This window comes from Pseudomonas sp. LBUM1672, from assembly GCF_059695655.1.
This window is the reverse complement of sequence record NZ_CP166781.1, coordinates 1189642-1216055: the sequence shown is the minus strand read 5'-3', so window position 1 is coordinate 1216055 and position 26414 is coordinate 1189642. Positions and strand designations below refer to the sequence as shown.

Genomic DNA, 26414 nt, shown 5'->3' with positions numbered 1-26414 from the left:
AAAGGACGAATTATTATGCGTAAACAATTGATGATCCCCGCTCTCCTGGCCGCAAGCGTTGCACTGGCTGCCTGCTCCACCCCGCCTAACGCGAACCTGGAACAGGCCCGCACCAACTACAGCGGCCTGCAAGCCAACCCGCAAGCCAGCAAAGTGGCGGCACTGGAAACCAAAGACGCCAGCGATTACCTGGACAAGGCCGACAAGGCTTACCTGGACAAGAAAGATCAGAACGAGGTCGATCAACTGGCGTATCTGACCAATCAGCGCGTTGAAGTGGCGAAGCAGACCATCGCCCTGCGCACCGCTGAAGCCAACCTGAAAAACGCTTCTGCGCAACGTGCCCAGGCACGTCTCGATGCTCGCGATCAGCAGATCAAGCAATTGCAGGACAGCCTCAACGCCAAGCAGACCGATCGCGGTACGCTGGTGACCTTCGGTGACGTGCTGTTTGCGACCGACCGTGCTGACCTGAAATCCAGCGGTCTGGTGAACATCAACAAACTGGCGCAGTTCCTTCAGGAAAACCCTGATCGCAAAGTGATCGTCGAGGGTTACACCGACAGCACCGGCACCGCGAGCCACAACCAGTCGCTGTCCGAGCGTCGCGCCGGTTCCGTGCGCATGGCGCTGGTGAAGATGGGCGTTGATCCAGCGCGCGTCGTTGCGCAGGGTTATGGCAAGGAATACCCGGTTGCTGAAAACACCAGCACCTCGGGTCGTGCAATGAACCGTCGTGTGGAAGTGACCATTTCCAACGACAACCAGCCCGTGATCCCGCGTTCGGCCATCAGCTCGAACTAAGCTTCGCCTGCTGAAACACAAAAGCCCCGCCTGAGTCGATCAGGCGGGGCTTTTTATGTCTGCAGATCACACAACCTCCTGTGGGAGCGAGCCTCTGTGGCGAGGGGATTTATCCCCGTTGGGCTGCGAAGCAGCCCCGAGACCAACAACTACGTTGGATCAGATACACCGCATGCAACGTTTTTACGACTGCTTCGCAGCCGAACGGGGATAAATCCCCTCGCCACAGAGGCTCGCTCCCACAGAGGATCTTTAGTGAGCTCCGGACTGGTTACTGCTCCAGCTTCTGCGGGGTTTCCTCGCCCATGCAGCGCACAGCCTTTTTCTTGCTGTTGACCAGTACACCGGTCAGGCCTTTCTGTTCGGTGTCGAACATCACCAGTACGCCATCGATGCATTGGGCCACTTGCGCCGCGGGCTCCAGGGAGACTTTGTAGTCCTCCCCCGGCACGGTCTTGATCATGGTGAAGTCGCTGAGCAGCAGCGCATCTTCGGGTTTGGCGAAGTGCAGGTAGCCGTAGTACCACAAGGCGCCAACAGTGCCGAGGATGCTGCAGATACCGGTGATGATCATCGGGATGGCGTTACGTTCTTCACTCATTGCGGACTCTCTGAGGGTTCATCTTCTGAATTCGGGGGTGCCGGGTAATTGGGGATTTCACCCAGGCGGCGCAGGCCGTTGAAGTGCTGCGGGTCGTCGAGATAACGCAGCATGACTTTTCGCCAGACCGGGTCGGCAAAGGTCTGCACATGACCGCCACGGGTCAATTGCAGCACGCGCGGCGGCGGCGCAGCTTGATACAGACGGATGCCGTTGGAAAGGGGCACGATCGGATCGTCGATGCTGTGATAGATCAGTTTCGGCACGCCGTTGAGCTGCGCCATGGAATTGATCGCGCTGTCGCCGTCCGGCACCAGCCACGACAGCGGCACCTGGAACGCCCAGGTCAGCCAGGAATTGCTCAGGGCAAAGCGGCCGATGCTGCGGTAGCTGGCGGGCACGCCATCAAGAACGAAGGCCTTGAGTTGTTTCTGACGTTCGGGGTGTTGAACCAGGTAATGCACGGCCATCGAACCGCCGAGGCTCTGGCCGAGCAGGATCAGCGGTTTGCCTTTGACTTCCGGCGCCTGGTCGAGCCACTTGAAGGCAGCGTCGATGTCCTGATAGATCGCCGGCAAACTCGGTTCGCCTTCAGACAAACCGTATCCGCGATAGTCGATCAGCAGCACTTGATAGCCTTCCTCCGGCAACCACCAACTGCCGCCCAGATGCATCGGCAGATTGCCGCCGTTGCCGTGCAGATGCAGCACCGTGCCCTTGACCTCGACACCTTTTTTCGCCGGCAGCCACCAAGCGTTCAGCCTGAGGCCATCGGCGGTGGTGAGGGTCACTTCGCGGTATTCGAGCTTGGCCTTTTCCGGGGTGAATATCTGGCCGGGTTCAGGGTAGAACAGCAGGGAGCTGCAACCGTTCAGGGTCAGGAGAAGGCAGACGATGCCGAGGATTCTCATCCGTTGAAACCTCGCAGAGATGGAGTGGGAAAGCACCGCGACCCTGTAGGAGCGAGGCTTGCCCGCGAAGGCGGTTTAACATTCAACATCTATGTTGACTGACATATCGACTTCGCGGGCAAGCCTCGCTCCTACAGGTCTTGTGGTGATCACAAAATATTGGAGTAATCCGCTTCGATCCGGTCCAGGCTCAGGTGGTTGAGGAAGTTGGAGAAGCACATCCACGCCGACAGTGCGTTCAGGTCGCGGAACTGATCCGGCAAATACTTGGGTGGCACCACCAGTCCTTCGTCCACCAACTGACGCAGGGTGCGCATGTCTTCCAGCGTGGTCTTGCCGCAAAACAGCAGCGGAATCTGCTCAAGCTTGCCTTTACGCACGGCCAACTGAATGTAGTTGTAAACCATGATAAAGCCCTTGAGGTAGGACAAGTCTTTGGTAAAGGGCAGGCCGGTCGGTATCGAACCACGGAACACCCGACTGGCGTTGCCGTAGCTTTCAGCCATTTCAAAACCTTGCTCGCGGAAGAACTCGAAGACCTGCAAGAAGTCCGCGCCCTCCTCCACCATGTGAATGGCTCGGGTGCGGTTGGTCAGTTTGCGCAGGCGGCTCGGGTAGGAAGCGAAGGTGATGATTTCCATCAGGATCGCCAGGCCTTCCTGGGTCACTGTCGACGACGGCGGACCTTTGGAGAGGAAAGTGCAGATCGGCTGGTTTAGCCCGTTGAGCGTGGTGCCGACGTGGACCAGCCCCTCATGCACCTCCAGGGCGCGCACGTCACGTTCGTTGAACATCGCGTCGGTGCGAATCTTGATGTAGTCGGCACCGGCCGCCGCATCGGCCACGATGCCGTCGGACTCGAACACCCGAATGGTTTCCTCGGCTTCGCCAAACACTTTGCTCAGCCGGGTTTGCAGCAGATGCACGGCATCCTTGGCGGTGAGGGTTTTCGGCTCGTCCTTCAGGTCACCCCGACCATCGATGTTGTTCAGGTAATCGGAGAGCATCAGGCCGAGGTCGGACAGCGTCGGGTCGCCGGCGTGGAACGCGTCGGACGCGGCGCCGTACAACTCCTGGGAAATCAGCCCGAAATCCTCGGTGCCGCGCGCTTCGAGCATGCGCACCACCATCCGGTATTCCTTGCACATGCGCCGCATGATCTGGCCGACCGGGTTGAACTGGCCGAGCTGACGGGTGATGTCACGCTCGATGTTCTGGAATTCCAGCTTCACTTTGCTGGAATCGAAAGACAGTGGCCGATTGAGGTAATAGTCGCGGTCCACCGCCGGCATTTCCTTGCCCTTGGCCTTGAGGAAACCCTTGCGGATGCTGTCGTCCCACTTGACCGCATCGAGGACGCGAATCGGCGTCTGCGCCAGCACAATGCGATCGGACAAAATGCGTATCGTCTGCTGGTAATCGTCCACCCGAAACTCCTGTAGAAAAACCGTTACGTGCTGGATCTATTTGGCTTTGGCCAGGCGCTGATAACGCACCGCCTCAACGAAGACATCGGAATTGGCCGGATCATCGAGGTAAGCGAAGACCTGATCCATGCTGTTGTTGATCAAGACGCCGTCGCCATCATCGGTCTGGAAGCCTTCACCGCTCAGGGCTTCTTGTCCGAGGGCTTGATTGATTTGCTCGAGGTCGAGGTTGTAGATCACCAATTCGTGTTTATCGGTGAGTTCAAACCCGGCGATGATGAAATGCCCGCCGAACTGTGCCGGCACCTTCGCCGACAAGTACCAGCGGCTGCCATGACGCGACACCGTAAACGGGTAGGCTTCGCGCTCCTTGGGTGTGGCCTTGAAGTAGCCGACCGCCTGATAGCGATTGTCGCCCAGGCGCGTCAGTTCCAGATTCATAGGCTCGCCCCAGGCGTTGGTGCTGGTCCATTTACCCAGCAAACCTTTGGGCGCGGGGTCGCTGGCGGGCAGTGGGTCCTTGAAGGTCACCAGACAGCCACTGAGCAGCAGGAACGACAAGGCGATCACAACCACACGCCAGGCTTTCATTTAACACTCCCTATGAACACACGCGATCCCGGATGGTCATCGAACCTGTAGGAGCGAGGCTTGCCCGCGAAGGCGATATGTCAGTCAACATAGATGTTGAATGTTAAGCCGCCTTCGCGGGCAAGCCTCGCTCCTACAGGGTCGCGGTGCACCCCGGAATTACACCGAGGCCAATACCAGGTGCATGTAGCGAGTCAGGATACCGAGCATTTCAGCCTCGGCGACAGGCTCGGCGTCGTTGAGCAGGCCCTGATATTCCATCCGTCCGATAATCGCCGTCAACACCTTGGCATCCTGTTGCGGTTCGCGCGAACCCAATACCTGGAAAAGCTGGCACGTGCCCTGTAGCAGAATTTGCTGATGTGAACGCACCAACAGCGCCAGGCGCGGGTTCAGCAGCGCTTCCTGGCGGAACGCCTGTTCGGCCATCAAGTGTTCGCGGCGGTTGATCAGTTGCCGGTGCACATAGTCCGCCATCAACCGCGCAATGTCGTCCGCCAGTTGCGAGCGCGACTCGGGGCTGCCGTCGCCGCTGACCACCATCTCGCGCAGCAGGCCCTCGTTGTTCACCCACAGCTTGGCCATGAACGCGGCGCTGCGTTCGACGTATTGGGCGAAGGTATCGGTGAGCAAGTCATCGATATCCTTGAAGTAATAAGTGGTGGCCGACAGCGGCACACCGGCCTCTGCGGCAACCGCACGGTGACGCACGGCCCGCACGCCATCACGCACGACAATGCGCATCGCCGCATCGAGAATCTCCTGTCGACGCTGCTCGCTGCCCTGTCGGCTGGCCTTTCGGCCTTGGTACTGAACACTTTCAGCGACTGCAGTGGCGACATCCGCTGCACCCTCTTGAGCCATTGCACGGTTCACGACAGGTATTCCTCTCTTACTTCAAAAGTAACCATTTGATACGTTTGTACCAGACAGGCAATAAAAAGCCGCCCATTTCAGGCGGCTTTTTTATCGAAACACTTACGCTTGCGGCCGCATGTGCGGGAACAGGATCACGTCGCGGATCGACGGTGAGTTGGTCAGCAACATCACCAGGCGGTCGATGCCGATCCCTTCACCCGCCGTTGGCGGCATGCCGTACTCCAGCGCGCGAACGAAGTCGGCGTCGTAGTGCATGGCTTCGTCGTCGCCCGCGTCCTTGTCGGCCACCTGAGCCATGAAGCGCTCGGCCTGGTCTTCCGCGTCATTCAACTCGGAATAGGCGTTGGCGATTTCGCGGCCACCGATGAACAGTTCAAAACGGTCGGTAACGCTTGGGTTCTCGTCGTTGCGACGGGCCAGCGGCGACACTTCGAACGGGTACTGGGTGATGAAGTGCGGCTGCTCCAGCTTGTGCTCGACCAGTTCTTCGAAAATCATTACCTGCAACTTGCCCAGACCTTCGAAGCCCAGCACCTTGGCGCCGGCCTTCTTGGCGATGGCGCGAGCCTTCTCGATGTCGTTCAGGTCGTCAGCGGTCAGCTCGGGGTTGTACTTGAGGATCGAGTCGAACACCGACAGACGCACGAACGGTTCGCCGAAGTGGAACACTTTGTCGCCATATGGCACGTCGGTGCTGCCCAGAACCAGTTGCGCCAGTTCGCGGAACAGCTCTTCGGTCAGGTCCATGTTGTCTTCGTAGTCGGCGTACGCCTGGTAGAACTCCAGCATGGTGAATTCAGGATTGTGACGGGTCGAAACGCCTTCGTTACGGAAGTTGCGGTTGATCTCGAACACTTTCTCGAAGCCGCCGACAACCAGGCGCTTCAAGTACAGCTCAGGCGCGATACGCAGGAACATTTCCATGTCCAGCGCGTTGTGGTGAGTCTCGAACGGCTTGGCCGCAGCGCCGCCCGGGATGGTTTGCAGCATCGGCGTTTCGACTTCGAGGAAGTCGCGCTTCATCAGGAAGCTGCGGATGTGCGCAATCACTTGCGAACGCACGCGGAAGGTCTGGCGCACCTCTTCGTTGACGATCAGGTCAACGTAGCGCTGACGGTAGCGCTGTTCGGTGTCGGTCAGGCCGTGGTGCTTGTCCGGCAGCGGGCGCAGCGACTTGGTCAGCAGGCGCACTTCGGTCATTTCAACGTACAGGTCGCCCTTGCCGGAACGGGCCAGGGTGCCAACGGCTGCAATGATGTCGCCCATGTCCCAGGTTTTCACCGCGGCCAGGGTGTCTTCGGACAGGGTCTTGCGGTTGACGTAGACCTGGATGCGCCCGGTCATGTCCTGGATCACCATGAACGAGCCACGGTTGAGCATGATGCGACCGGCAACCTTGACCGGGATCGCAGCCTCTGCCAGCTCTTCCTTGGTCTTGTCCGCGTACTGTTTCTGCAAGTCTTCGCAGTAGTTGTCGCGGCGGAAGTCGTTGGGGAAGGCATTGCCCTTGGCGCGCTCGGCAGCAAGCTTTTCCTTGCGCAGGGCGATCAGGGAGTTTTCTTCCTGTTGCAGGGCTTGCGGGTCGAGTTGTAGGTCGCTCATGTCTTTAAAAATTCCATCACAGGTTCGTTGCCCCCACCGAGGGCAGGGGACTTAAGGTCTTGACTGACGGTTTACAGCCCTTGTTTCAGGCTCGCCACCAGGTATTCGTCGATATCGCCGTCGAGTACCTTGTCGCAGTCACTGCGTTCGATGTTAGTGCGCAAATCCTTGATTCGCGACGCATCGAGCACGTAAGAGCGAATCTGGTGACCCCAGCCGATGTCCGACTTGGTGTCTTCCAGGGCCTGGGAGGCGGCGTTGCGTTTCTGCACTTCCTGCTCGTACAAGCGCGCCCGCAACATTTTCATCGCGGTGTCTTTGTTGGCGTGCTGGGAGCGTTCGTTCTGGCAGCTGACCACGGTGTTGGTCGGTACGTGAGTAATCCGTACGGCCGAGTCGGTGGTGTTTACGTGCTGACCACCGGCACCCGAGGAGCGGTAGGTGTCGATGCGCAGGTCCGACGGGTTGATGTCGATTTCGATGTTGTCATCGATTTCCGGCGACACGAATACGGCCGAGAACGAGGTGTGGCGACGGTTGCCGGAGTCGAACGGACTCTTGCGCACCAGACGGTGCACGCCGATCTCGGTGCGCAGCCAGCCAAAGGCGTATTCGCCCTTGATGTGGACCGTGGCGCCCTTGATCCCGGCGACTTCACCGGCCGACAGCTCCATGATGGTCGCGTCGAAACCGCGTTTGTCAGCCCAGCGCAGGTACATGCGCAGCAGGATGTTGGCCCAGTCCTGGGCTTCGGTACCGCCGGAGCCGGCCTGGATGTCCAGGTAGGCGTTGTTGGCGTCCATCTCACCGCTGAACATGCGACGGAATTCGAGTTTTTCCAGCGACTCGCGCAGGCGCTCGACTTCGGCAACGACGTCATCGACGGCGGCCTGGTCTTCTTCTTCGGCGGACATCAGCAGCAAATCTTTGGCATCGGCCAGACCGCTGTGCATTTCGTCGAGGGTTTCGACGATCTGAGCCAGCAGCGACCGCTCGCGGCCCAGTTCCTGAGCGTACGACGGGTTGTTCCAGACAGCCGGATCTTCAAGCTCGCGATTGACTTCAGTCAGACGCTCATGCTTTTGATCGTAGTCAAAGATACCCCCGAATAGTTTCGGAGCGCTCGGACAGGTCCTTGATACTGTTAAGGATCGGGTTGATTTCCATGGCGGGCAGCACTCGTTGGCGAACTTTTGAAAGCCGGCGAGTATAACGTAATCAAGCTGTCACGGCAGCCCGCCTGGCGGCTTTAGGGGCGAATGATTAAAGCGAACACCGAGTAATCTTGTGGCGAGGGGATTTATCCCCGTTCGGCTGCGAAGCAGTCGCAAATCCGGACAAATCAGTCTGTTTGGCAGGACGCTGGGGCCGCCTCGCGACCCAACGGGGATAAATCCCCTCGCCACAGGTTTTTTGCTAGCCAAGAGATTCTATATTTACAAACACTGTCGCCCGCTATTCGATGCCAACCTGATTGCGCCCATTGTTCTTCGCCAGGTACAGCCCCTTGTCCGCCGCCGAGATCAGTTGCCGGCAATCGCTGCCCGGCTGCGGGATCATGGTCGACAGGCCGATGCTGATGGTCAGGCTTGAGCCTTCGCTGGGGACAATGTGCGGAATCTTCAGCGCTTCCACAGTCATGCGAAGTTTTTCCGCCACCAGTCGGGCACCACCCGGCGTGGTATTGGGCAGCACCAGCACAAACTCCTCCCCCCCGTAACGGGCCGGCAGGTCCGACGGCCGGGCGCTGGCGTCGCGAATCGCGGTGGCAACCTTACGCAGAGCTTCATCGCCTTCGAGGTGGCCAAAACTGTCATTGTAGGACTTGAAGTAGTCGACATCGATCATCAACAGCGACAACTGGCTCTGATCGCGCAGCGAACGGCGCCATTCCAGTTCCAGGTATTCGTCGAAGTGCCGGCGGTTCGACAGCCCGGTCAAGCCGTCGGAATTCATCAGCCGCTGCAACACCAGGTTGGTGTCGAGCAATTGCTGCTGGCTGACCCGCAACGCGCGGTAGGCCGCATCGCGCTGCAACAGCGTCATGTAGGAACGCGAGTGATAGCGAATGCGCGCCACCAGTTCGATGTTGTCCGGCAGCTTGACCAGGTAATCATTGGCCCCGGCCGCAAACGCCGCGCTCTTGATCAGCGGGTCTTCCTTGGTCGAGAGAACAATGATCGGGATGTTCTTGGTCGCCGGATGGTTGCGGTATTCACGCACCAGGCTCAGGCCGTCCAGGCCGGGCATCACCAGATCCTGCAGGATCACCGTCGGTTTGATACGGATCGCCTGCGCAATGGCCTGGTGCGGGTCGGCGCAGAAGTGGAAGTCGATATTGTCTTCGTTCGACAACCCGCGGCGCACCGCTTCGCCGATCATCGCCTGATCGTCCACCAATAACACCATGGCGGCGTTTTCGTCGGTCTTGAAGTCGTCGAGCTGTAAGTCAGTCATGTGCGGTCACCTGAATACTGCTTGGGCCAGGATTGCTGCGAAAGTCTTCATTTGGGGAAAATCTCCAGCAATCGTGGCGCTATCTTGTCCAGTGGGCGAACTTCCACGGCGGCATCGATGGCCGCTGCCGCTTTCGGCATTCCGTAAACCGCACTGCTTTGTTGGTCCTGCGCGATGGTCAGGTAGCCCTGTTGGCGCATGAGTTTAAGCCCCTGCGCGCCGTCGCGCCCCATGCCGGTGAGCAAAACGCCCACGGCATCGCCGTTCCAGTAACTGGCCACGCTCTCGAAAAACACATCGATCGAGGGCCGATAGATCTCGTTGACCGGTTCGGCGGTGTAGGCCAGCGTGCCGTTTTTCAGCAAGCGAATATGATGGTTGGTGCCCGCCAGCAACACCGTGCCGGCCTGCGGCGGCTCGCCTTCCTGGGCCAGTCGTACGTTCAAGCCGCTGGCGCTGCTGAGCCATTCGGCCATGCCAGCGGCGAATACTTGGTCCACATGTTGCACCAACACGATCGCGGTCGAAAAGTCCTGTGGCAGGCCCTTGAGCAAGACTTCCAGCGCCGCCGGACCGCCGGCGGACGAGCCGATCGCGATCAGGCGCTGGCGCGAGGCCGAACTGCGCAGCGGGCTGGGGGCCGGTCGTTCGCGATTGCCCTTGTCACCAATCAGCCAGCCAATGTTCATGATCTTGCGCAACAACGGCGCCGCGGCCTCTTGGGCATTGCCGGCACCGAGAGCCGGGGTGTCGACCACGTCCAGCGCGCCGTGCCCCATGGCCTCGAACACCCGGTGCACGTTCTGCTGACGGTCGACCGTAACAATGACGATGGCACAAGGCGTGTCGGCCATGATCCGCCGGGTAGCCTCCACGCCGTCCATTACCGGCATGATCAGGTCCATCAGGATCAGGTCCGGGGTATATTCGGCGCAACGCTGCACCGCCTCGGCGCCATTGCCGGCGACCCAGACCACTTCATGCGCCGGTTCGAATGCCAGGGCGCGGCGCAGGGCCTCCACGGCCATGGGCATGTCGTTGACGATCGCTATTTTCATGCCCGCGCTCCTCCGATGAGCTCAACCACTGCGTCAAGCAGGGCGTCGTCATGAAAACTGGCTTTGGCTAGATAATAGTCGGCTCCGGCGTCCAGTCCACGACGACGGTCTTCTTCGCGATCCTTATAGGACACCACCATAACCGGCAGCGATTGCAGGCGATTGTCCTGGCGCAACAAAGACACCAGTTCGATGCCGTCCATGCGCGGCATATCAATGTCGGTGATCAGCAGATCGAAATCCTCCGAACGCAGCGCGTTCCAGCCATCCATACCGTCGACCGCCACGGCCACGTCGTAACCGCGATTGAGCAGCAACTTGCGCTGCAACTCGCGAACGGTCAACGAATCGTCGACCACCAGGATCCGTTTGCGAGCCGCCTCGACGACTTGGCTGCCTTGACGGGCAATTCGCTCAAGACGCCCAGTGTTGAGCAGTTTGTCCACAGAGCGCAGCATGTCTTCGACGTCGACGATCAGCACCACCGACCCGTCGTCGAGCAAAGCCCCGGCGGAAATGTCCTGCACCTTGCCCAGACGTTCGTCCAGCGGCAATACCACCAGTGTCCGCTCGCCGATAAAGCGCTCGACCGCCACGCCGTAAATCGCCTCGCGCTCGCGGATCACCACGACTTTCAGGGTTTGCTGGCTGCTCGCGCTCGCCGGGCGCTGCAACAGCTGACTGGCGGCAACCAGCCCGACGTGCCGGCCTTCGTACCAGAAGTGCTGACGCCCTTCGACCTGAACAATGTCCGCCGGCTCCAGGTCGCACATGCGCTCGATGTGCGCCAGCGGAAACGCGTACGCCTCGTCACCGACCTCCACCACCAGACTGCGCACCACCGACAGCGTCAGCGGCACTTCGAGGTGAAAACGGCTGCCCTCGCCCGCCGTTTGCTCCAGCACCACTGCGCCACGCAACTGGCGGACCATGTGCTGAACCGCATCGAGGCCGACGCCGCGCCCGGACACTTCGGTGACCGTGTCGCGCAGGCTGAAACCCGGCAGGAACAGGAACGTCAGCAGCTCTTCTTCGCTCAACTGGGCAGCCGTTTCAGCGGGGGATAACTGCCGCGCGATGATGCTGCGGCGGACCTTTTCCAGATCGACGCCGTTGCCGTCATCGCTGAGTTCCAGCACCAACAAGCCAGCTTGATGGGAGGCGCGCAGACGAATCAGACCTTCTTCAGGTTTACCCGCAAGCAAACGTTGCTCGGGGGACTCGATGCCGTGATCGACGGCGTTGCGCAGCAAGTGCGTCAGCGGCGCTTCGAGTTTTTCCAGGACGTCACGATCCACCTGGGTTTTCTCACCCTCGATCTCCAGCCGCACCTGTTTACCAAGACTGCGTCCGAGGTCGCGAACCATGCGCACTTGCCCGCCCAACACGTCGGCAAACGGCCGCATGCGACAGGCCAGCGCGGTGTCGTACAAAACCTGCGCCCGTTGACTGGCCTGCCAGGCAAACTCATCCAGCTCGGCGTTTTTTTCCACCAGCACTTGCTGCGCCTCGGCCAGCAGCCGTCGGGCATCGCGCAAGGCTTCCTGGGCTTCGAGGCTCAAGGCGTGTTCCTTGAGGTGCACATTGAGGTTTTCCAGCGCCCGCAGGCCATTGTTCTGCATGCGCTTGAGGCGCTGCATCGTGGCCAGGTGCGGCTTGAGTCGCTGGGTTTCCACCAGGGATTTGCTCGACAGGTCGAGCAGGCTGTTCAAGCGTTCGGCCGTGACGCGCAACACCCGTTCGCCAGTATCGGTGGTGCGCCGGGTCCTTTTCGGTGGATCTGCGGGTGGCGGCTCGGCGACCGGAATCAGGACTTCGACCGTTGGCGCGAGCGCTTCAGGTTCGGACTCGGTGATGAACGGTGCGATCGGCGTGCTGATCGGTGCGGCCAACGCCAGCGGATCCAGCAGCCGCGCCATCAACGCCACATAGGCTTCGATATCCGTCGGCCCCGGGTTGTTATTCGGCGTCGCAATGCGCATCAGCAAATCGGTGCCTTGCAACAAGGCGTCGATGTGCTCGGGCCGCAGGTACAAGCGCCCTTCCTGCGCGCTGACCAGGCAATCTTCCATCACATGCGCGACGCTGACGCCGGCATCGACGCCGACAATCCGCGCCGCACCTTTGAGCGAGTGAGCCGCGCGCATGCACGATTCAAGGTGATCGGCCTGGGTCGGATCGCGTTCGAGCGCCAAAAGACCCGCGCTCAGCACCTGGGTCTGGGCTTCGGCTTCGAGGCTGAACAGCTCCAGCAACGAGGCGTCGCGCATTTGCTCGGGGGTCATGTGAGGCTCCGGGTCACGGCGGACAACAGCTGTTCTTCATCCAGCCAACGCAGGCTGCGACCCTTGAATTGCAACACACCCCGGGTGTATCTGGCGCTGGCCTGGGTGCCGGACTGCGAAGCGGCCTCAAGGATGCGCTCGTCGATGGCGTGAATCCCGTCCACTTCGTCCACCGGCACCACTACTGGCCCGCCGTGAGCGGCAATGATCAGCATCCTCGGCATCACCCGCGCGCCAGAGGCCACGCTGCCGGAGCCATCCAGACCGAGCAGCTCCACCAGCGACAGGCACGCCACCAACGCACCGCGCACGTTCGCCACGCCGAGCAACGCCCGGGAGCGCTGATGCGGCAACGAGTGAATCGCTTGCAGCGGCGCGACTTCCACCAGGCTGCGGGTGGCCAGGCCCAGCCATTCTTCGCCGAGACGAAACATCAGCAGCGAGCGGGTTTTCACGTCGATTTCGACCGCCACCGAGACCTGCTCGCGATCGACCTGTTGCAAGGCGTAGCGGTCGAGCAAGCGCGTGGCAGCGGCTGAATACACCGCGCAGTTGCGGCAGTGAATGTGTTCGATCAGCAGCGGGCAGGATTTGTCGCCGTGGATCCCTATGCGGTTCCAGCAGTCATCGATGGCCTGGGCATCTTCATGGGTGACGCTCAAGGTGTCGGAGGCGTTCATCGTTTACGCTCACTGTCGGCGGCGCGCTCGCTGCGGGCGGCGCGGTCCTGCAATCTTTTGGCACCCGCCGAGTCGCCCTGGGATTGCAGCAAGGCAGCCAGGTGCATCAACGCGTCGGGGTGTTGCGGTTCGAGGTACAACGCCTTGCGATAAAAACCCTGGGCTTCGAGGACTCTGCCGCCGACATCACTGAGCAGTCCCAGCCAGTAAAACACCTGGGCCACCGGTTCGTGACTGCGCAAATACGTTTCGCAGGCCGCGCGGGCGTCGGCACTTTTGCCTTCGTTGGCGAGTGCGGCAATGTTCGCCAGCAGCGCGGCAGCGTCCGCGATAGCCGTTTTCGGCGTGTTGGCCAGCGGCGCGACGGTGGTGAACGGACGATTACGCACGGGCGGCGGTGTCACGCTGCGCACCGGTTGGCGCACGGGCAGCGGCGCCGGTACAAAGACCGGCACAGGCTGGGGCGCCGGCGCGCTCTGGCGGCTGAACGCAAAAGACTGCGGGATGCCAATCGAGCGCATGCCGAAACGGCCGAGCAAATTGCCTTCGGCCGGGCCGATAAACAGCACACCGTCGACATGCGTCAGGCGTTTGAGCACTTCGAAGACTTGCTGCTGGGTGGGCAGATCGAAATAGATCAGCAGGTTGCGGCAGAACACAAAATCGTAAGGCGGCTCGCTGGCCAACAATGCCGGATCGAGCAGATTGCCGACCTGCAAACGCACCTGTTCCAGCACACGCTCGTCGAGGCGGTAGCCCTCTTCTTCGGCACTGAAATGCCGCTCGCGAAACTCGATGTCCTGGCCACGAAACGAATTCTTGCCGTACAGCGCGCGCTTGGCTTTTTCCACCGACAGCGGGCTGACGTCCATGCCTTCGACCTTGAACTGATGCGGCTTGAGTCCGGCATCGAGCAAGGCCATGGCGATGGAGTACGGCTCCTCGCCCGTGGAGCACGGCAGGCTGAGAATCCGTAACGCGCGCATGTTGTTGATCTCGGCCAAGCGCTGGATCGCCAGTTTCGCCAAAGTCGCGAAGGATTCCGGGTAGCGGAAAAACCAGGTCTCGGGAACGATCACTGCTTCGATCAACGCCTGCTGTTCGTCTCGCGAACCTTGCAGCGTGTGCCAATACTCATCGGCCGTCAGCGCCCTGGAAGCGGTGCTGCGCTGGCGCACCGCGCGTTCGATGATCGCCGGGCCCACCGACGTCACGTCGAGGCCGATGCGTTCCTTGAGGAAGTCGAAAAAACGCTGATCGCTGCTCATGGCCGCTCCTCAAGCAGCGCCGGGTCCAGCGGTGGCGAAGGAAACAGCAGTGCGCGCACCTGATCATCGAGCAGATCGGCCACCCGCACCCATTGAAGCAAACCCTGGGCATCTTCTCGGACCGGCCCCAGGTAAGGCGCCTGGCGATTGTCCAGGCCATAGGGTTTAAAGTCCGCCGGGTTGCAGCGCAAGGTGTCGGTGGCCTGCTCCAGAATCAGTCCGAGCAACTGTGCAGGGGTTTCCTCATCCGGCCAATAGTGCACCAGCACCAACCGCGTGCTGTTGCGGGCTTGCGCCGGCTCGCCAAACGTCAGCGCGCTGAGGTCGATCACCGGCACCACCGTGCCGCGATAGGCGAACACCCCGGCAACCCAGGCCGGTGCCTTGGCAATCGGCTTCAACGGCAGGCGCGGCAGCACCTCGGCCACTTCGCGCGCCTGCAAGGCATAACGTTCGTTGCCGATGCGAAACAGCAGAAACAACGCGTGTTTTGCCGGCACCACCGCGCCGCGTTTGACCACAAGTTCGCTCATCAGACTTTGAATCGCGAGACGCCGCCCCGCAGCCCTACGGCCACCTGGCTCAGCTCGTCAATGGCAAAACTGGCTTGGCGCAGGGACTCGACGGTCTGGCTGCTGGCATCGCCCAACTGCACCAGCGCGTGGTTGATCTGTTCGGCGCCGGTGGCTTGCGCCTGCATGCCTTCGTTGACCATCAACACCCGCGGCGCCAGCGCCTGAACCTGGTGGATGATCTGCGACAGTTGCTCGCCGACCTGCTGCACTTCGGACATGCCGCGGCGCACTTCTTCGGAGAATTTGTCCATGCCCATAACCCCGGCCGAGACCGCCGACTGGATCTCACGGACCATCTGCTCGATGTCGTAGGTAGCGACGGCGGTCTGGTCCGCCAGACGCCGCACTTCGGTGGCGACCACGGCAAACCCGCGACCGTATTCGCCAGCCTTTTCGGCTTCGATGGCGGCGTTCAGCGACAAGAGATTGGTCTGGTCGGCGACTTTGACGATGGTCACCACCACCTGATTGATGTTGCCGGCCTTCTCGTTGAGGATCGCCAGTTTGGCGTTGACCAGATCCGCCGCGCCCATCACCGAGTGCATGGTTTCTTCCATCCGCGCCAGGCCTTGCTGCCCGGAGCCGGCCGCGACCGAGGCCTGATCGGCGGCGGTGGAGACTTCGGTCATGGTGCGCACCAGATCACGGGAAGTGGCGGCGATTTCACGGGACGTCGCGCCGATCTCGGTGGTGGTGGCCGCGGTTTCGGTGGCAGTGGCCTGTTGTTGCTTGGAGGTCGCGGCGATCTCGGTTACCGACGTGGTGACCTGGACCGAGGAGCGTTGGGCCTGAGACACGAGCGAGGTGAGTTCGGTCATCATGTCGTTGAAGCCGGTTTCCACAGCGCCGAATTCGTCTTTGCGCTCCAGATTCAGACGGCCGCTGAGGTCGCCGGTGCGCATGATTTCGAGGATCTGCACAATCCGGTTCATCGGCGCCATGATCGCGCGCATCAACAGCAAACCACAGAGGCCGGCGGCCAATACCGCGACCAGCAGGGAAATGCCCATGATCACTTTCGCGGTAATCACAGCGTCATCGATGGCCGCAATGTCCTGATCAGCCACGGCTTTGTTTTCGCGAATGATGTCATTGAGCTTCATGCGACCTGCGGTCCAGGCCGGGGTCAGTTGCTCGTTGAACATCTTGATGGCCTCGGCTTCCTGATTGCGCTTGTGCAGGTCGAGCACAGCGGCCAGAACCTTGTTGTAATCATCATGGAGTTTTTCGAAAACAGCGTATTCGACCTTGTCTTCATCCGTGGTGACGGTGGCCTGGTAGTTCTTCATCTGTTCCTGCAGACGCGCCTCGAAGTTTTTGAAGCTTTCGGCTTCTTCAGCGCTGAAACCCTGCCCCTCTTTCAAACCGAGCATTTCCTGGGTCCGAAGGTAGGTGTCGACCCAGGCGCTGCGAATCATCGAGCTGTAATACAACCCGGGCAACGCGTCCTCACGAACACTGGCTTCGCTGGTTTCAATCTTCAACAGCCGCGAATACGAGACGATGACCATCAGCAACATGATGGCGATGATCACCGCAAAGCTCGCCAAGATGCGTTGGCGCAACGTCCAGTTCTTCACAGTCAGTCCTCGGGGCGGGTCAAATGCTGCGGAGTATAGCTGAGGGTGTTTCATTTATAAGACGAGGGTTTGCCAGTTCTCGGCCTTGTGCGTGAAAACCGCAGGAGAGCCTTTGGGGAGGGCTTTGCGTTGGATCGGGTGGCGAGTCGCAGGGGCGTGGTGGAAGAAATGAGCCGTAGATTGGCCATCGGGAGGTGGTGAGAGTTGGGACGCCTTCGCGGGCAAGCCTCGCTCCTACAAGTTCAGCGCAGTACCTGTGGAGCGAGGCTTGCCCGCGAAAGCGATCTTGAACCTTATAGGGAAGCCTGACGCACCTGCTTCTCCAGCTCCGCCTTCAACCCCGGCTCCAGCTTCAACTGCCGCGCCAGTTCATCGAGGTAGGACTTCTCCATGAAGCTCTCCTCATCCACCAGCATCACGCTGGCGATGTACATCTCGGCAGCCATTTCCGGCGTGCTGGCCGCGCGGGCGACTTCTGTCGGGTCGAGCGGTTTACTGAGTTCGGCGTGCAGCCACTGCTGCAGTTCCTGATCGTTGTCGAGCTTGGTGAATTCGCCTTCGATCAATGCGCGCTCGCGATCATCAACGTGGCCATCGGCTTTGGCTGCGGCGACCAGCGCCTTGAGGATCGCCTGGCTATGCAACTCGACTTGCGCCGGGGGCAGACGATCGAGTGTCTGCGGTTCAGTCTTCGGCGCGGTGCCCTGCTGGGCCTGCCAATTGCCGTAAGCCTTGTAGGCAATGACGCCGAGGGCTGCGAGACCGCCGTAGATGGCGACTTTGCCGCCAACATTGCGGGCCTTTTTGCTACCGAGCAACAAGCCCATGGCGCCCGCCGCCAGTGCGCCACCGCCCGCGCCGGAGAGCAGACCACCGAGGCCGCCCGAACCACCGCTGCCGCCGAGCAATCCGCCCAATCCACCGCTGGACGACTTGTTTTGATTGCCGCTGGCCTTGTTCTGCATCAGGTCCTGACCGGACTTGAGTAGTTGATCGAGCAATCCACGCGTATTCATTTGCCGCCTCCACGAAAGGGGTTAACCGGACACTTAAGGCCACCAGCCTAGAACGAAAGTGCCCGGCGACCGGGGACGAGAGTGCTTCTGGATGTTGCCTGGAAAAACAGAGCCATCGATTAAAGCGATATACACTCAAGCGAATCTATAAAAACCGCCCACCGGGTAATTTCCCATGATGACCTTGCGTCAGATTCGTCACTTCATCGCCGTGGCCGAGACCGGCTCGATCTCCGCTGCCGCGCAAACTGCGTTCATTTCCCAATCGACATTGACCCTGGCAATCCAGCAACTGGAGGAGGAGATTGGCGTCAGCCTGTTTAACCGGCACGCCAAGGGCATGAGCCTGACCCACCAGGGCCATCAATTCCTGCGCCAGGCGCACCTGATTCTGGCCACGGTGGACAACGCCAAACGCAGCCTGCAACAAAGCACCGACCAGGTCGCCGGCCAGTTGATCATTGGCGTGACGAGTCTGGTGGCCGGTTACTACCTCGCGGATCTGCTCACTCGTTTCCAGCGCGCCTATCCCAACGTCGAGATCCGGGTGATGGAGGACGAGAGGCCGTATATCGAGCATTTGCTGGTCAGCGGCGAGATCGATGTCGGCGTGTTGATCCTCTCCAACCTCGAAGACCGCCACGCCTTGCAAACCGAAGTGTTGACCCACTCGCCCCATCGCCTGTGGTTGCCGGCCCAGCATCCGCTGCTGGAACACGACAGCATCAACCTCGCCGACGTGGCCCGCGAGCCGCTGATTCAGCTCAACGTCGACGAAATGGACCGCAACGCCCAGCGCATGTGGTCGGCCGCGTCATTGCAACCACGAATCACCTTGAGAACGGCCTCGACGGAAGCCGTGCGAAGCCTGGTGGCCGCCGGTTTAGGCGTGTCGATCCAGCCCGACATGACCTACCGTCCGTGGTCACTGGAGGGCGACATCATTGAAGCGCGGCCGATTGCCGACCTGAGCCAGACTCTTGACGTTGGCCTCGCCTGGCGCCGTGGCACCGCGCGCCCGGCGTTGGTTGATCCGTTTTTAACTGTCGCTCGGGAGCAACCCCACGGCGGGCGCAAGCCATCTATTTAATCGAACGCCACCTTCAGTATTTAGAATTTGTCGACCTCGGGCCCGCGCACTAGTCTTGCAGAATCAATAAGACGGCCGGGGCCCCAGTCACTGGGAGCAGCATGGCCACACAAGAAAAGAGAACCCGAAAAATGGCTGGCGCGCAGACCCCGTTGTTCACCGCGTTGTTGATCGATGGCGAATTGGTCGCGGGCCAGGGGTTTGTCGAACCGATCCTCAACCCGGCCACCGGGGAAGTGCTGACCCACATCGCCGAAGCCAGCACCGAGCAAGTCGAAGCCGCCATCCTCGCCGCCCACCGCGCCTTCGCCGGTTGGTCGCGGACCACGCCGCAGCAACGTTCGAACCTGTTGCTGGACATCGCCAACGCCATCGAAAAACAAGCCGACCTCCTCGCCCGCCTCGAATCCCTGAACTGCGGCAAGCCGTTGCACCTGGCTCGCCAGGATGACTTGAGCGCGACGGTCGATGTGTTCCGCTTCTTCGCCGGTGCCGTGCGTTGCCAGACTGGCCAGCTCAGCGGCGAATACCTAGCGGGCTACACCAGCATGGTCCGTCGCGATCCGATTGGCGTGGTCGCCTCGATTGCGCCGTGGAATTACCCGATCATGATGGCCGCGTGGAAAATTGCCCCGGCCCTCGCCGCCGGCAACACGCTGGTGTTCAAGCCGTCCGAACACACGCCGCTGTCGATTCTGGCCCTGGCGCCCACGCTGGCCGAGATCCTGCCGCGCGGCGTAATCAATATCGTCTGCGGCGGTGGTGAAGGCGTCGGCAGCCACTTGGTCAGTCATCCCAAAGTGCGCATGGTATCGCTGACCGGCGATATCGTCACCGGGCAAAAAATCCTCCAGGCCGCGGCAAAAAACCTGAAACGCACGCACCTTGAGCTCGGCGGTAAAGCGCCGGTGATCGTCTGCAACGATGCGGATATTCAGGCCGTGGTCGAAGGCGTGCGCACCTACGGTTATTACAACGCTGGCCAGGATTGCACCGCGGCTTGCCGGATTTACGCACAGGCCGGGATTCATGATCGATTGGTGGCGGAACTCGGTGCGGCGGTCAGCAGCCTGCGCTTTGCCGGTAAACGCGACGCCGACAACGAGATCGGCCCGCTGATCAGCACTCGCCAGCGCGACCGCGTGGCCAGTTTCGTCGAACGCGCCCTCGGCCAGCCGCACATCGAGCGGGTGACGGGCGCGGCAGTGCATTCAGGCGCTGGCTTCTATTACCAGCCCACCCTGCTGGCCGGTTGCAAACAGAGCGATGAAATCGTCCAGCGCGAAGTGTTCGGGCCGGTGGTCACCGTGACCCGTTTCGATCAACTCGAACAAGCGGTGGACTGGGCCAACGATTCGGAATACGGACTCGCCTCCTCGGTCTGGACCCAGAACCTGGACAAGGCTATGCAGGTCGCGGCGCGGTTGCAGTACGGCTGCACCTGGATCAACAGCCATTTCATGTTGGTCAGCGAAATGCCCCACGGCGGCCTCAAGCGCTCGGGCTACGGCAAAGACTTATCCAGCGATTCGCTTCAGGACTACAGCGTGGTGCGGCACATCATGGCCCGCCACGGCCAGCATCTCTGACTACGCTAATAACAAGCCGCTCACGGCATGCTTCACCACGTTCACAACTGCCCCGACCATAATTAAAGAAGAGGGAACCCCCATGTTCGTGCACAAGACCGCACTGCTCAGTGCAATCACCACCGCGCTGTTGGCCAGCGCCAGTCTCCAGGCCGCCGAACCGCTGAAAGCCGTCGGCGCTGGCGAAGGTCAGCTGGATATCGTGGCGTGGCCCGGCTATATCGAACGTGGCGAAAGCGACAAGGCTTACGACTGGGTGACCGGTTTCGAGAAGGAAACCGGCTGCAAGGTCAATGTGAAGACTGCGGCGACTTCCGATGAGATGGTCAGCCTGATGTCCAAGGGCGGGTACGACTTGGTGACCGCGTCGGGCGATGCCTCGTTGCGGTTGATCGCCGGCAAGCGTGTGCAGCCGATCAACACCGCGTTGATCCCGAACTGGAAGAACATCGACCCTCGTCTCAAGGATGGCCCGTGGTACGTCGTCAATAACCAAACCTTTGGCACCCCGTACCAGTGGGGCCCGAACGTGCTGATGTACAACACCAATGTCTTCAAGACTGCCCCGGACAGCTGGAGCGTGGTGTTTGAAGAGCAGACCCTGCCGGACGGCAAGTCCAACAAGGGCAGGGTCCAGGCATACGACGGCCCGATCTATATCGCCGATGCGGCGCTCTATCTCAAAGCGAAACAGCCGGAACTGGGGATCAAGGACCCGTACCAGCTCAACGAAACGCAATACAAAGCGGTACTGGACCTGCTACGCAAGCAGCGACCCTTGATCCACCGCTACTGGCATGACGCGACCGTGCAGATGAGCGATGTCAAAAACGAAGGTGTCGTGGCCTCCAGCACCTGGGGCTACATGGTCAATGGCCTGGTGGCGGACAAGCAACCAGTTGCCTCGGTCATTCCCAAGGAAGGTGCGACGGGCTGGGCCGACACCACCATGCTGCACGCCGACGCCAAGCACCCGAACTGCGCCTACAAATGGATGGACCATTCGCTGCAACCGAAAGTCCAGGGTGACCTGGCGGCCTGGTTCGGTTCGTTGCCATCGGTTCCAGCCGGGTGCAAGGAGAGCGAACTGCTCGGTGCCGAGGGCTGCAAGACCAACGGTTTCGACCAGTTCGAGAAAATCGCTTTCTGGAAAACCCCGCAGGCCGAAGGCGGCAAGTTCGTGCCGTACAGCCGCTGGACCCACGACTACATCGCGATCATGGGCGGCCGCTAAGCCCCTGTAGCAGCTGCCGAGGAACGAGGCTGCGTTGCGTGTCCGCAGGACCGCCCTCGGGGGCCGCTGCGCAGCCCGACGCAGCCTCGTTCCTCGGCAGCTGCTACAAACTTGATCCCCCATCTTCACTGCAATACCTGTGGGAGCGAGCCTGCTCGCGATGCTTTTAAAGATTCAGATTTTCGGAGTTCCGCACCATGACGCTTGCAGTCCAGTTCACCAACGTTTCCCGTCAGTTCGGCGAAGTGAAGGCCGTTGACCGGGTTTCCATCGATATCCAGGACGGCGAGTTCTTTTCCATGCTGGGCCCTTCCGGCTCGGGCAAGACCACCTGTTTGCGCCTGATCGCCGGTTTCGAACAACCGAGCGCAGGCTCTATCCGGATTCATGGCGAAGAAGCCGCCGGGCTGCCGCCGTATGAGCGTGACGTCAACACGGTGTTTCAGGATTACGCGCTGTTCCCGCATATGAACGTGCTCGACAACGTCGCCTACGGTTTGAAAGTCAAAGGCGTCGGCAAAGCTGAACGCCAGCAGCGTGCCGAAGAGGCCCTCGACATGGTCGCCCTAGGCGGTTACGGCGAACGCAAACCGGTGCAACTGTCCGGTGGTCAGCGCCAGCGTGTGGCCCTGGCCCGCGCCCTGGTCAATCGCCCTCGCGTGCTGCTGCTCGACGAGCCATTGGGCGCCCTCGATCTGAAACTGCGCGAACAAATGCAGAGCGAGCTGAAAAAGCTGCAACGCCAACTCGGCATCACGTTCATCTTCGTCACTCACGACCAGACCGAAGCGTTGTCGATGTCTGACCGCGTGGCGGTATTCAACAAAGGGCGCATCGAGCAGGTCGACACACCACGCAACCTGTACATGAAACCGGCGACCACTTTTGTTGCTGAATTCGTCGGTACGTCCAATGTGATTCGCGGCGATCTGGCGAAGCAATTGAGCGGCAATCCACAGCCGTTTTCGATTCGCCCCGAACACGTGCGTTTTGCCGAAGGCCCGCTGGCCAGCCACGAGATTGAAGTCAGCGGTTTGCTCCACGACATTCAGTACCAGGGCAGCGCCACGCGCTATGAACTGAAACTGGAGAACGGCCAGACCCTCAACATCAGCCAGGCCAACGTGCAGTGGCTGGACGTCAGCGCCCAGCACCAGACCGGGCAACGCATCAGCGCACGCTGGGCTCGCGAGGCGATGATCCCGCTGCACGACAACGCTGTCGGTGGGGTGTGAAATGACCAGCGTGGCTCTCCCTCAAACCCCGGCCGGCGGTTCGCCGTTGCGCAGGTTTTCCAACCTGCTCTATCGCCGACCGAATTTTTACCTGTCGCTGCTGCTGGTGCCGCCGCTGCTGTGGTTCGGCGCGATCTACCTCGGTTCGCTGCTGGTGCTGCTGTGGCAAGGTTTCTACACCTTCGATGACTTCACCATGGCGGTCACCCCCGACCTGACCCTGGCGAACTTTGCCGCGCTGTTCCAGCCGTCGAACTTCGACATCATCCTGCGCACCCTGAGCATGGCCGTCGCCGTCTCGATTGCCAGCGCCATCGTCGCGTTCCCGATTGCCTATTACATGGCGCGCTACACCACCGGCAAGACCAAGGCGTTTTTCTACATCGCGGTGATGATGCCGATGTGGGCCAGTTACATCGTCAAGGCTTACGCGTGGACCTTGCTGCTGGCCAAGGGCGGTGTTGCGCAGTGGTTTGTTCAGTACCTTGGACTGGAGCCGGTTTTGCAGTTTGTGCTGGGCATTCCGGGCGTCGGTGGCAGCACGTTGTCGACCTCGCACTTGGGTCGTTTCATGGTGTTCGTCTACATCTGGCTGCCGTTCATGATCCTGCCGATCCAGGCCTCGCTGGAACGCCTGCCGCCTTCGCTGCTGCAAGCGTCGGCCGACCTTGGCGCCAAGCCGCGCCAGACTTTCATGCAGGTGATTCTGCCGCTGTCGATTCCAGGCATCGCGGCCGGTTCGATCTTCACCTTTTCGCTGACCCTGGGCGACTTCATCGTGCCGCAACTGGTGGGTCCGCCGGGTTACTTCGTGGGCAGCATGGTGTACGCGCAGCAAGGCGCAATCGGCAACATGCCGATGGCCGCGGCGTTCACGCTGGTGCCGATTGTGCTGATCGCCATTTACCTGACCATCGTCAAACGACTGGGGGCTTTCGATGCACTCTGAGAAAGCTTCTTTAGGCCTGAAAATCGCAGCCTGGGGCGGGCTGGTGTTCCTGCACTTCCCGATCCTGATCATCTTCCTGTACGCCTTCAACACTGAAGACACGGCGTTCAGCTTTCCGCCCAAGGGCTTCACCCTGAAGTGGATCGGCGTCGCGTTCTCCCGTCCCGACGTGCTGGAAGCGATCAAGCTGTCGCTGCAGATTGCGTCCGTCGCGACGTTGATCGCATTGGTCCTTGGCACCTTGGCGTCAGCGGCGTTGTACCGGCGGGATTTCTTCGGCAAGCAGGGCATCTCGCTGATGCTGATCCTGCCGATTGCGTTGCCCGGGATCATCACCGGGATCGCGTTGCTGGCGACCTTCAAGACGCTGGGGATCGAGCCGGGGATGTTCACCATCATAGTCGGCCACGCGACCTTCTGTGTGGTGATCGTCTACAACAACGTGATCGCCCGTTTGCGCCGCACTTCGCACAGTTTGATCGAGGCCTCGATGGACCTTGGCGCCGATGGCTGGCAGACCTTTCGCTACATCGTTCTGCCGAACCTCGGCTCGGCGTTGCTGGCCGGCGGCATGCTCGCGTTTGCGTTGTCGTTCGACGAAATCATCGTCACCACCTTCACCGCCGGGCATGAACGCACGTTGCCGCTGTGGCTACTCAACCAGCTCAGTCGCCCACGGGATGTGCCGGTGACCAACGTCGTCGCGATGCTGGTGATGATGGTGACCATGCTGCCGATTCTCGGCGCGTATTACCTGACCCGGGGCGGTGAGAGTGTTGCGGGCAGTGGCGGAAAATAACCGACAACTCAGATCCTAATGTGGAAACCGGATCCTGTAGGAGCGAGGCTTGCCCGCGAAAGCGGTGTGTCAGCCAACATCAATGTTGAATGTGATGGCCTCTTCGCGGGCAAGCCTCGCTCCTACAGGGATCCGGTTTCGACAGAACAATAAAAGCGTCAATGAGGGCAAGACAATGCAAACCAAACTCTTGATCAACGGCCAACTGATCGACGGCGACGGCCCCGCCCAACCGGTGTTCAACCCGGCCCTCGGCCGTGTACTGGTGGAAATCAACGAAGCCAGCGAAGCCCAGGTCGATGCCGCCGTGCGTGCCGCCGACAGTGCCTTCGAAAGCTGGTCGCAAACCACGCCGAAAGAACGCTCATTGCTACTGCTCAAACTCGCCGACGCCATCGAAGCCCACGGCGAAGAGCTGGCCAAACTCGAATCGGATAACTGCGGCAAACCCTACAGCGCCGCGCTGAACGATGAGGTCCCGGCGATTGCCGACGTGTTCCGCTTCTTCGCCGGCGCCAGCCGTTGCATGAGCGGCTCAGCGGGCGGCGAATACTTGCCCGGCCACACCTCGATGATCCGCCGCGACCCGGTCGGCGTGATCGCTTCCATCGCGCCGTGGAACTACCCGCTGATGATGGTCGCCTGGAAAATCGCCCCAGCCCTCGCCGCCGGTAATACCGTGGTGCTCAAGCCGTCGGAACAAACCCCGCTGACCGCGTTGCGCCTGGCGGAACTGGCGTCGGAAATCTTCCCGGCCGGCGTGCTTAACCTGGTGTTCGGCCGTGGTCCTACCGTCGGTAGCCCATTGGTCACGCACCCGAAAGTACGCATGGTTTCGTTGACCGGCTCGATCGCCACCGGTTCGAACATCATTTCCAGCACCGCCGACAGCGTCAAACGCATGCACATGGAACTGGGCGGCAAGGCCCCGGTGATCATCTTCGACGACGCCGACATCGACGCTGCCGTGGAAGGCATTCGCACCTTCGGTTTCTACAACGCCGGCCAGGATTGCACCGCGGCTTGCCGCATCTACGCACAAGAAGGCATCTACGAAAAATTCGTCGAGAAACTCGGCGAAGCAGTCAGCAGCATCAAGTACGGGTTGCAGGATGATCCGTCCACCGAGCTGGGGCCGCTGATCACTGCGCAGCACCGTGACCGCGTGGCCGGGTTTGTCGAGCGTGCCGTGGCGCAACCGCATATCCGTTTGGTTACTGGCGGCAAGGCTGTGGAGGGGAATGGTTTCTTCTTCGAACCGACGGTGTTGGCGGACGCTCAGCAGGACGACGAAATCGTCCGCCGCGAAGTGTTCGGGCCAGTGGTGTCGGTGACCAAGTTCATCGATGAAGCACAGGTGCTGGGCTGGGCCAACGACTCGAACTACGGCTTGGCGTCGTCGGTCTGGACCTCGGATGTCGGTCGCGCGCATCGCCTGTCTGCACGCTTGCAGTACGGCTGCACCTGGGTGAATACGCACTTCATGCTGGTCAGTGAAATGCCCCACGGCGGTCAGAAATTGTCCGGCTACGGGAAGGACATGTCCATGTATGGGCTGGAGGACTACACCGTGGTTCGGCATGTGATGTTCAAGCACTAAAAGCATCGCGAGCAGGCTCACTCCCACAGTTGAAATGCATTCCATGTGGGAGCGGGCTTGCTCGCGAAGGCGTCACCTCGGTTTCAAGGTCGAAACCGGCACCACGCACCGCCAGGATTCAAAGCCAGAAAACCAAAACTGTAACCACCGATCCGGGCAGCGCCATCACGGCCCTGCCACGGTT

At 60.7% G+C, this 26414-nt stretch carries 23 protein-coding genes; 8 read left to right on the top strand and 15 right to left on the bottom strand.

Annotated elements, in window-relative coordinates; all coding sequences use genetic code 11:
• Nucleotides 1-15 precede the first annotated feature (15 nt).
• Nucleotides 16-804, top strand: a complete 789-nt coding sequence (gene lptF, locus ACA053_RS05345) for a lipotoxin F family OmpA-related lipoprotein LptF (protein ID WP_497394685.1) — start codon at nucleotides 16-18, stop codon at nucleotides 802-804.
• A 271-nt stretch (nucleotides 805-1075) separates the two neighbouring features.
• Here the strand turns inward: lptF and ACA053_RS05340 are convergent, their stop codons facing one another.
• The 15 genes from ACA053_RS05340 to ACA053_RS05270 form a co-directional block, all read right to left on the bottom strand.
• Nucleotides 1076-1405 carry a PA3694 family proteiin gene (locus ACA053_RS05340; RefSeq protein ID WP_497315849.1) on the bottom strand — a complete coding sequence of 110 codons (330 nt, stop codon included), beginning with the start codon at nucleotides 1403-1405 and terminating at the stop codon, nucleotides 1076-1078.
• Nucleotides 1402-2316 (bottom strand): alpha/beta hydrolase, encoded by a 915-nt coding sequence (locus ACA053_RS05335; RefSeq protein ID WP_497394684.1) that lies wholly within the window; start codon nucleotides 2314-2316, stop codon nucleotides 1402-1404. The genes ACA053_RS05340 and ACA053_RS05335 overlap by 4 nt, the downstream gene beginning before the upstream one ends.
• A 149-nt stretch (nucleotides 2317-2465) precedes the next feature.
• Nucleotides 2466-3743, bottom strand: a complete 1278-nt coding sequence (locus ACA053_RS05330; RefSeq protein ID WP_109628172.1) for a flavohemoglobin expression-modulating QEGLA motif protein — start codon at nucleotides 3741-3743, stop codon at nucleotides 2466-2468.
• A gap of 36 nt (nucleotides 3744-3779) precedes the next feature.
• Nucleotides 3780-4334, bottom strand: coding sequence for a hypothetical protein (locus ACA053_RS05325; protein ID WP_109628171.1), 555 nt, complete (start codon nucleotides 4332-4334; stop codon nucleotides 3780-3782).
• Between the two features lie 159 nt (nucleotides 4335-4493).
• Complete coding sequence (locus ACA053_RS05320; protein WP_497315844.1) at nucleotides 4494-5210, bottom strand: TetR/AcrR family transcriptional regulator; 717 nt, start codon at nucleotides 5208-5210, stop codon at nucleotides 4494-4496.
• A 102-nt stretch (nucleotides 5211-5312) separates the two neighbouring features.
• Nucleotides 5313-6815: a lysine--tRNA ligase gene (gene lysS, locus ACA053_RS05315; RefSeq protein WP_497315842.1), complete on the bottom strand. Its 1503-nt coding sequence runs from the start codon at nucleotides 6813-6815 to the stop codon at nucleotides 5313-5315.
• 71 nt (nucleotides 6816-6886) lie between these two features.
• A protein-coding gene (gene prfB, locus ACA053_RS05310; RefSeq protein WP_497394683.1) for a peptide chain release factor 2 occupies nucleotides 6887-7982 on the bottom strand; the annotation gives its coding sequence in 2 pieces (ribosomal slippage) (nucleotides 6887-7909 and nucleotides 7911-7982; 1095 coding nt in all).
• Nucleotides 7983-8270: 288 nt separating this feature from the next.
• Entirely contained in the window at nucleotides 8271-9272 is a 1002-nt protein-coding gene (locus ACA053_RS05305; protein ID WP_109628167.1) for a diguanylate cyclase domain-containing protein, read from the bottom strand.
• A gap of 47 nt (nucleotides 9273-9319) precedes the next feature.
• A complete protein-coding gene (locus ACA053_RS05300; RefSeq protein WP_497394682.1) occupies nucleotides 9320-10330 on the bottom strand; it encodes a chemotaxis response regulator protein-glutamate methylesterase in 1011 nt (336 codons plus the stop codon).
• Nucleotides 10327-12615, bottom strand: a complete 2289-nt coding sequence (locus ACA053_RS05295; RefSeq protein WP_497394681.1) for a hybrid sensor histidine kinase/response regulator — start codon at nucleotides 12613-12615, stop codon at nucleotides 10327-10329. The genes ACA053_RS05300 and ACA053_RS05295 overlap by 4 nt, the downstream gene beginning before the upstream one ends.
• Nucleotides 12612-13295 carry a chemotaxis protein CheW gene (locus ACA053_RS05290; protein ID WP_497394680.1) on the bottom strand — a complete coding sequence of 228 codons (684 nt, stop codon included), beginning with the start codon at nucleotides 13293-13295 and terminating at the stop codon, nucleotides 12612-12614. Before ACA053_RS05290 ends, ACA053_RS05295 begins: the two co-directional genes overlap by 4 nt.
• Complete coding sequence (locus ACA053_RS05285) at nucleotides 13292-14563, bottom strand: CheR family methyltransferase (RefSeq protein ID WP_497394679.1); 1272 nt, start codon at nucleotides 14561-14563, stop codon at nucleotides 13292-13294. The genes ACA053_RS05290 and ACA053_RS05285 overlap by 4 nt, the downstream gene beginning before the upstream one ends.
• On the bottom strand, nucleotides 14560-15096 hold the full coding sequence (locus tag ACA053_RS05280; protein ID WP_497315832.1) for a chemotaxis protein CheW: 537 nt from the start codon (nucleotides 15094-15096) through the stop codon (nucleotides 14560-14562). Before ACA053_RS05280 ends, ACA053_RS05285 begins: the two co-directional genes overlap by 4 nt.
• Nucleotides 15096-16718, bottom strand: coding sequence for a methyl-accepting chemotaxis protein (locus ACA053_RS05275; RefSeq protein WP_497394678.1), 1623 nt, complete (start codon nucleotides 16716-16718; stop codon nucleotides 15096-15098). The genes ACA053_RS05280 and ACA053_RS05275 overlap by 1 nt, the downstream gene beginning before the upstream one ends.
• A 293-nt stretch (nucleotides 16719-17011) precedes the next feature.
• On the bottom strand, nucleotides 17012-17734 hold the full coding sequence (locus tag ACA053_RS05270) for a tellurite resistance TerB family protein (RefSeq protein WP_497394677.1): 723 nt from the start codon (nucleotides 17732-17734) through the stop codon (nucleotides 17012-17014).
• A gap of 175 nt (nucleotides 17735-17909) precedes the next feature.
• Here ACA053_RS05270 and ACA053_RS05265 point away from each other — a divergent pair, with 175 nt between their 5' ends.
• The 7 genes from ACA053_RS05265 (at nucleotide 17910) to ACA053_RS05235 (ending at nucleotide 26230) form a co-directional block, all read left to right on the top strand.
• Nucleotides 17910-18824, top strand: a complete 915-nt coding sequence (locus ACA053_RS05265) for a LysR family transcriptional regulator (protein WP_090187962.1) — start codon at nucleotides 17910-17912, stop codon at nucleotides 18822-18824.
• Between the two features lie 101 nt (nucleotides 18825-18925).
• On the top strand, nucleotides 18926-20413 hold the full coding sequence (locus ACA053_RS05260; RefSeq protein ID WP_497394676.1) for a gamma-aminobutyraldehyde dehydrogenase: 1488 nt from the start codon (nucleotides 18926-18928) through the stop codon (nucleotides 20411-20413).
• 82 nt (nucleotides 20414-20495) lie between these two features.
• On the top strand, nucleotides 20496-21647 hold the full coding sequence (gene ydcS, locus ACA053_RS05255; RefSeq protein ID WP_497394675.1) for a putative ABC transporter substrate-binding protein YdcS: 1152 nt from the start codon (nucleotides 20496-20498) through the stop codon (nucleotides 21645-21647).
• A gap of 197 nt (nucleotides 21648-21844) precedes the next feature.
• Nucleotides 21845-22882, top strand: coding sequence for an ABC transporter ATP-binding protein (locus tag ACA053_RS05250; protein ID WP_497315818.1), 1038 nt, complete (start codon nucleotides 21845-21847; stop codon nucleotides 22880-22882).
• A gap of 1 nt (nucleotide 22883) precedes the next feature.
• On the top strand, nucleotides 22884-23831 hold the full coding sequence (locus ACA053_RS05245; protein WP_497315816.1) for an ABC transporter permease: 948 nt from the start codon (nucleotides 22884-22886) through the stop codon (nucleotides 23829-23831).
• Nucleotides 23821-24630 (top strand): ABC transporter permease, encoded by an 810-nt coding sequence (locus tag ACA053_RS05240; protein WP_150710010.1) that lies wholly within the window; start codon nucleotides 23821-23823, stop codon nucleotides 24628-24630. The genes ACA053_RS05245 and ACA053_RS05240 overlap by 11 nt, the downstream gene beginning before the upstream one ends.
• A 175-nt stretch (nucleotides 24631-24805) precedes the next feature.
• Nucleotides 24806-26230 (top strand): gamma-aminobutyraldehyde dehydrogenase, encoded by a 1425-nt coding sequence (locus ACA053_RS05235; RefSeq protein WP_497394674.1) that lies wholly within the window; start codon nucleotides 24806-24808, stop codon nucleotides 26228-26230.
• Nucleotides 26231-26414: the final 184 nt, after the last annotated feature.

Excerpts from the sequence above, each read along its gene's own strand:
- lptF (WP_497394685.1), top strand. The coding sequence starts at position 16 with ATGCGTAAACAATTGATGATCCCCGCTCTCCTGGCCGCAAGCGTTGCA.
- ACA053_RS05340 (WP_497315849.1), bottom strand. The coding sequence starts at position 1,405 with ATGAGTGAAGAACGTAACGCCATCCCGATGATCATCACCGGTATCTGC.
- ACA053_RS05335 (WP_497394684.1), bottom strand. The coding sequence starts at position 2,316 with ATGAGAATCCTCGGCATCGTCTGCCTTCTCCTGACCCTGAACGGTTGC.
- ACA053_RS05325 (WP_109628171.1), bottom strand. The coding sequence starts at position 4,334 with ATGAAAGCCTGGCGTGTGGTTGTGATCGCCTTGTCGTTCCTGCTGCTC.
- lysS (WP_497315842.1), bottom strand. The coding sequence starts at position 6,815 with ATGAGCGACCTACAACTCGACCCGCAAGCCCTGCAACAGGAAGAAAAC.
- ACA053_RS05305 (WP_109628167.1), bottom strand. The coding sequence starts at position 9,272 with ATGACTGACTTACAGCTCGACGACTTCAAGACCGACGAAAACGCCGCC.
- ACA053_RS05300 (WP_497394682.1), bottom strand. The coding sequence starts at position 10,330 with ATGAAAATAGCGATCGTCAACGACATGCCCATGGCCGTGGAGGCCCTG.
- ACA053_RS05295 (WP_497394681.1), bottom strand. The coding sequence starts at position 12,615 with ATGACCCCCGAGCAAATGCGCGACGCCTCGTTGCTGGAGCTGTTCAGC.
- ACA053_RS05290 (WP_497394680.1), bottom strand. The coding sequence starts at position 13,295 with ATGAACGCCTCCGACACCTTGAGCGTCACCCATGAAGATGCCCAGGCC.
- ACA053_RS05285 (WP_497394679.1), bottom strand. The coding sequence starts at position 14,563 with ATGAGCAGCGATCAGCGTTTTTTCGACTTCCTCAAGGAACGCATCGGC.
- ACA053_RS05280 (WP_497315832.1), bottom strand. The coding sequence starts at position 15,096 with ATGAGCGAACTTGTGGTCAAACGCGGCGCGGTGGTGCCGGCAAAACAC.
- ACA053_RS05270 (WP_497394677.1), bottom strand. The coding sequence starts at position 17,734 with ATGAATACGCGTGGATTGCTCGATCAACTACTCAAGTCCGGTCAGGAC.
- ACA053_RS05265 (WP_090187962.1), top strand. The coding sequence starts at position 17,910 with ATGATGACCTTGCGTCAGATTCGTCACTTCATCGCCGTGGCCGAGACC.
- ACA053_RS05260 (WP_497394676.1), top strand. The coding sequence starts at position 18,926 with ATGGCCACACAAGAAAAGAGAACCCGAAAAATGGCTGGCGCGCAGACC.
- ydcS (WP_497394675.1), top strand. The coding sequence starts at position 20,496 with ATGTTCGTGCACAAGACCGCACTGCTCAGTGCAATCACCACCGCGCTG.
- ACA053_RS05250 (WP_497315818.1), top strand. The coding sequence starts at position 21,845 with ATGACGCTTGCAGTCCAGTTCACCAACGTTTCCCGTCAGTTCGGCGAA.
- ACA053_RS05245 (WP_497315816.1), top strand. The coding sequence starts at position 22,884 with ATGACCAGCGTGGCTCTCCCTCAAACCCCGGCCGGCGGTTCGCCGTTG.
- ACA053_RS05240 (WP_150710010.1), top strand. The coding sequence starts at position 23,821 with ATGCACTCTGAGAAAGCTTCTTTAGGCCTGAAAATCGCAGCCTGGGGC.
- ACA053_RS05235 (WP_497394674.1), top strand. The coding sequence starts at position 24,806 with ATGCAAACCAAACTCTTGATCAACGGCCAACTGATCGACGGCGACGGC.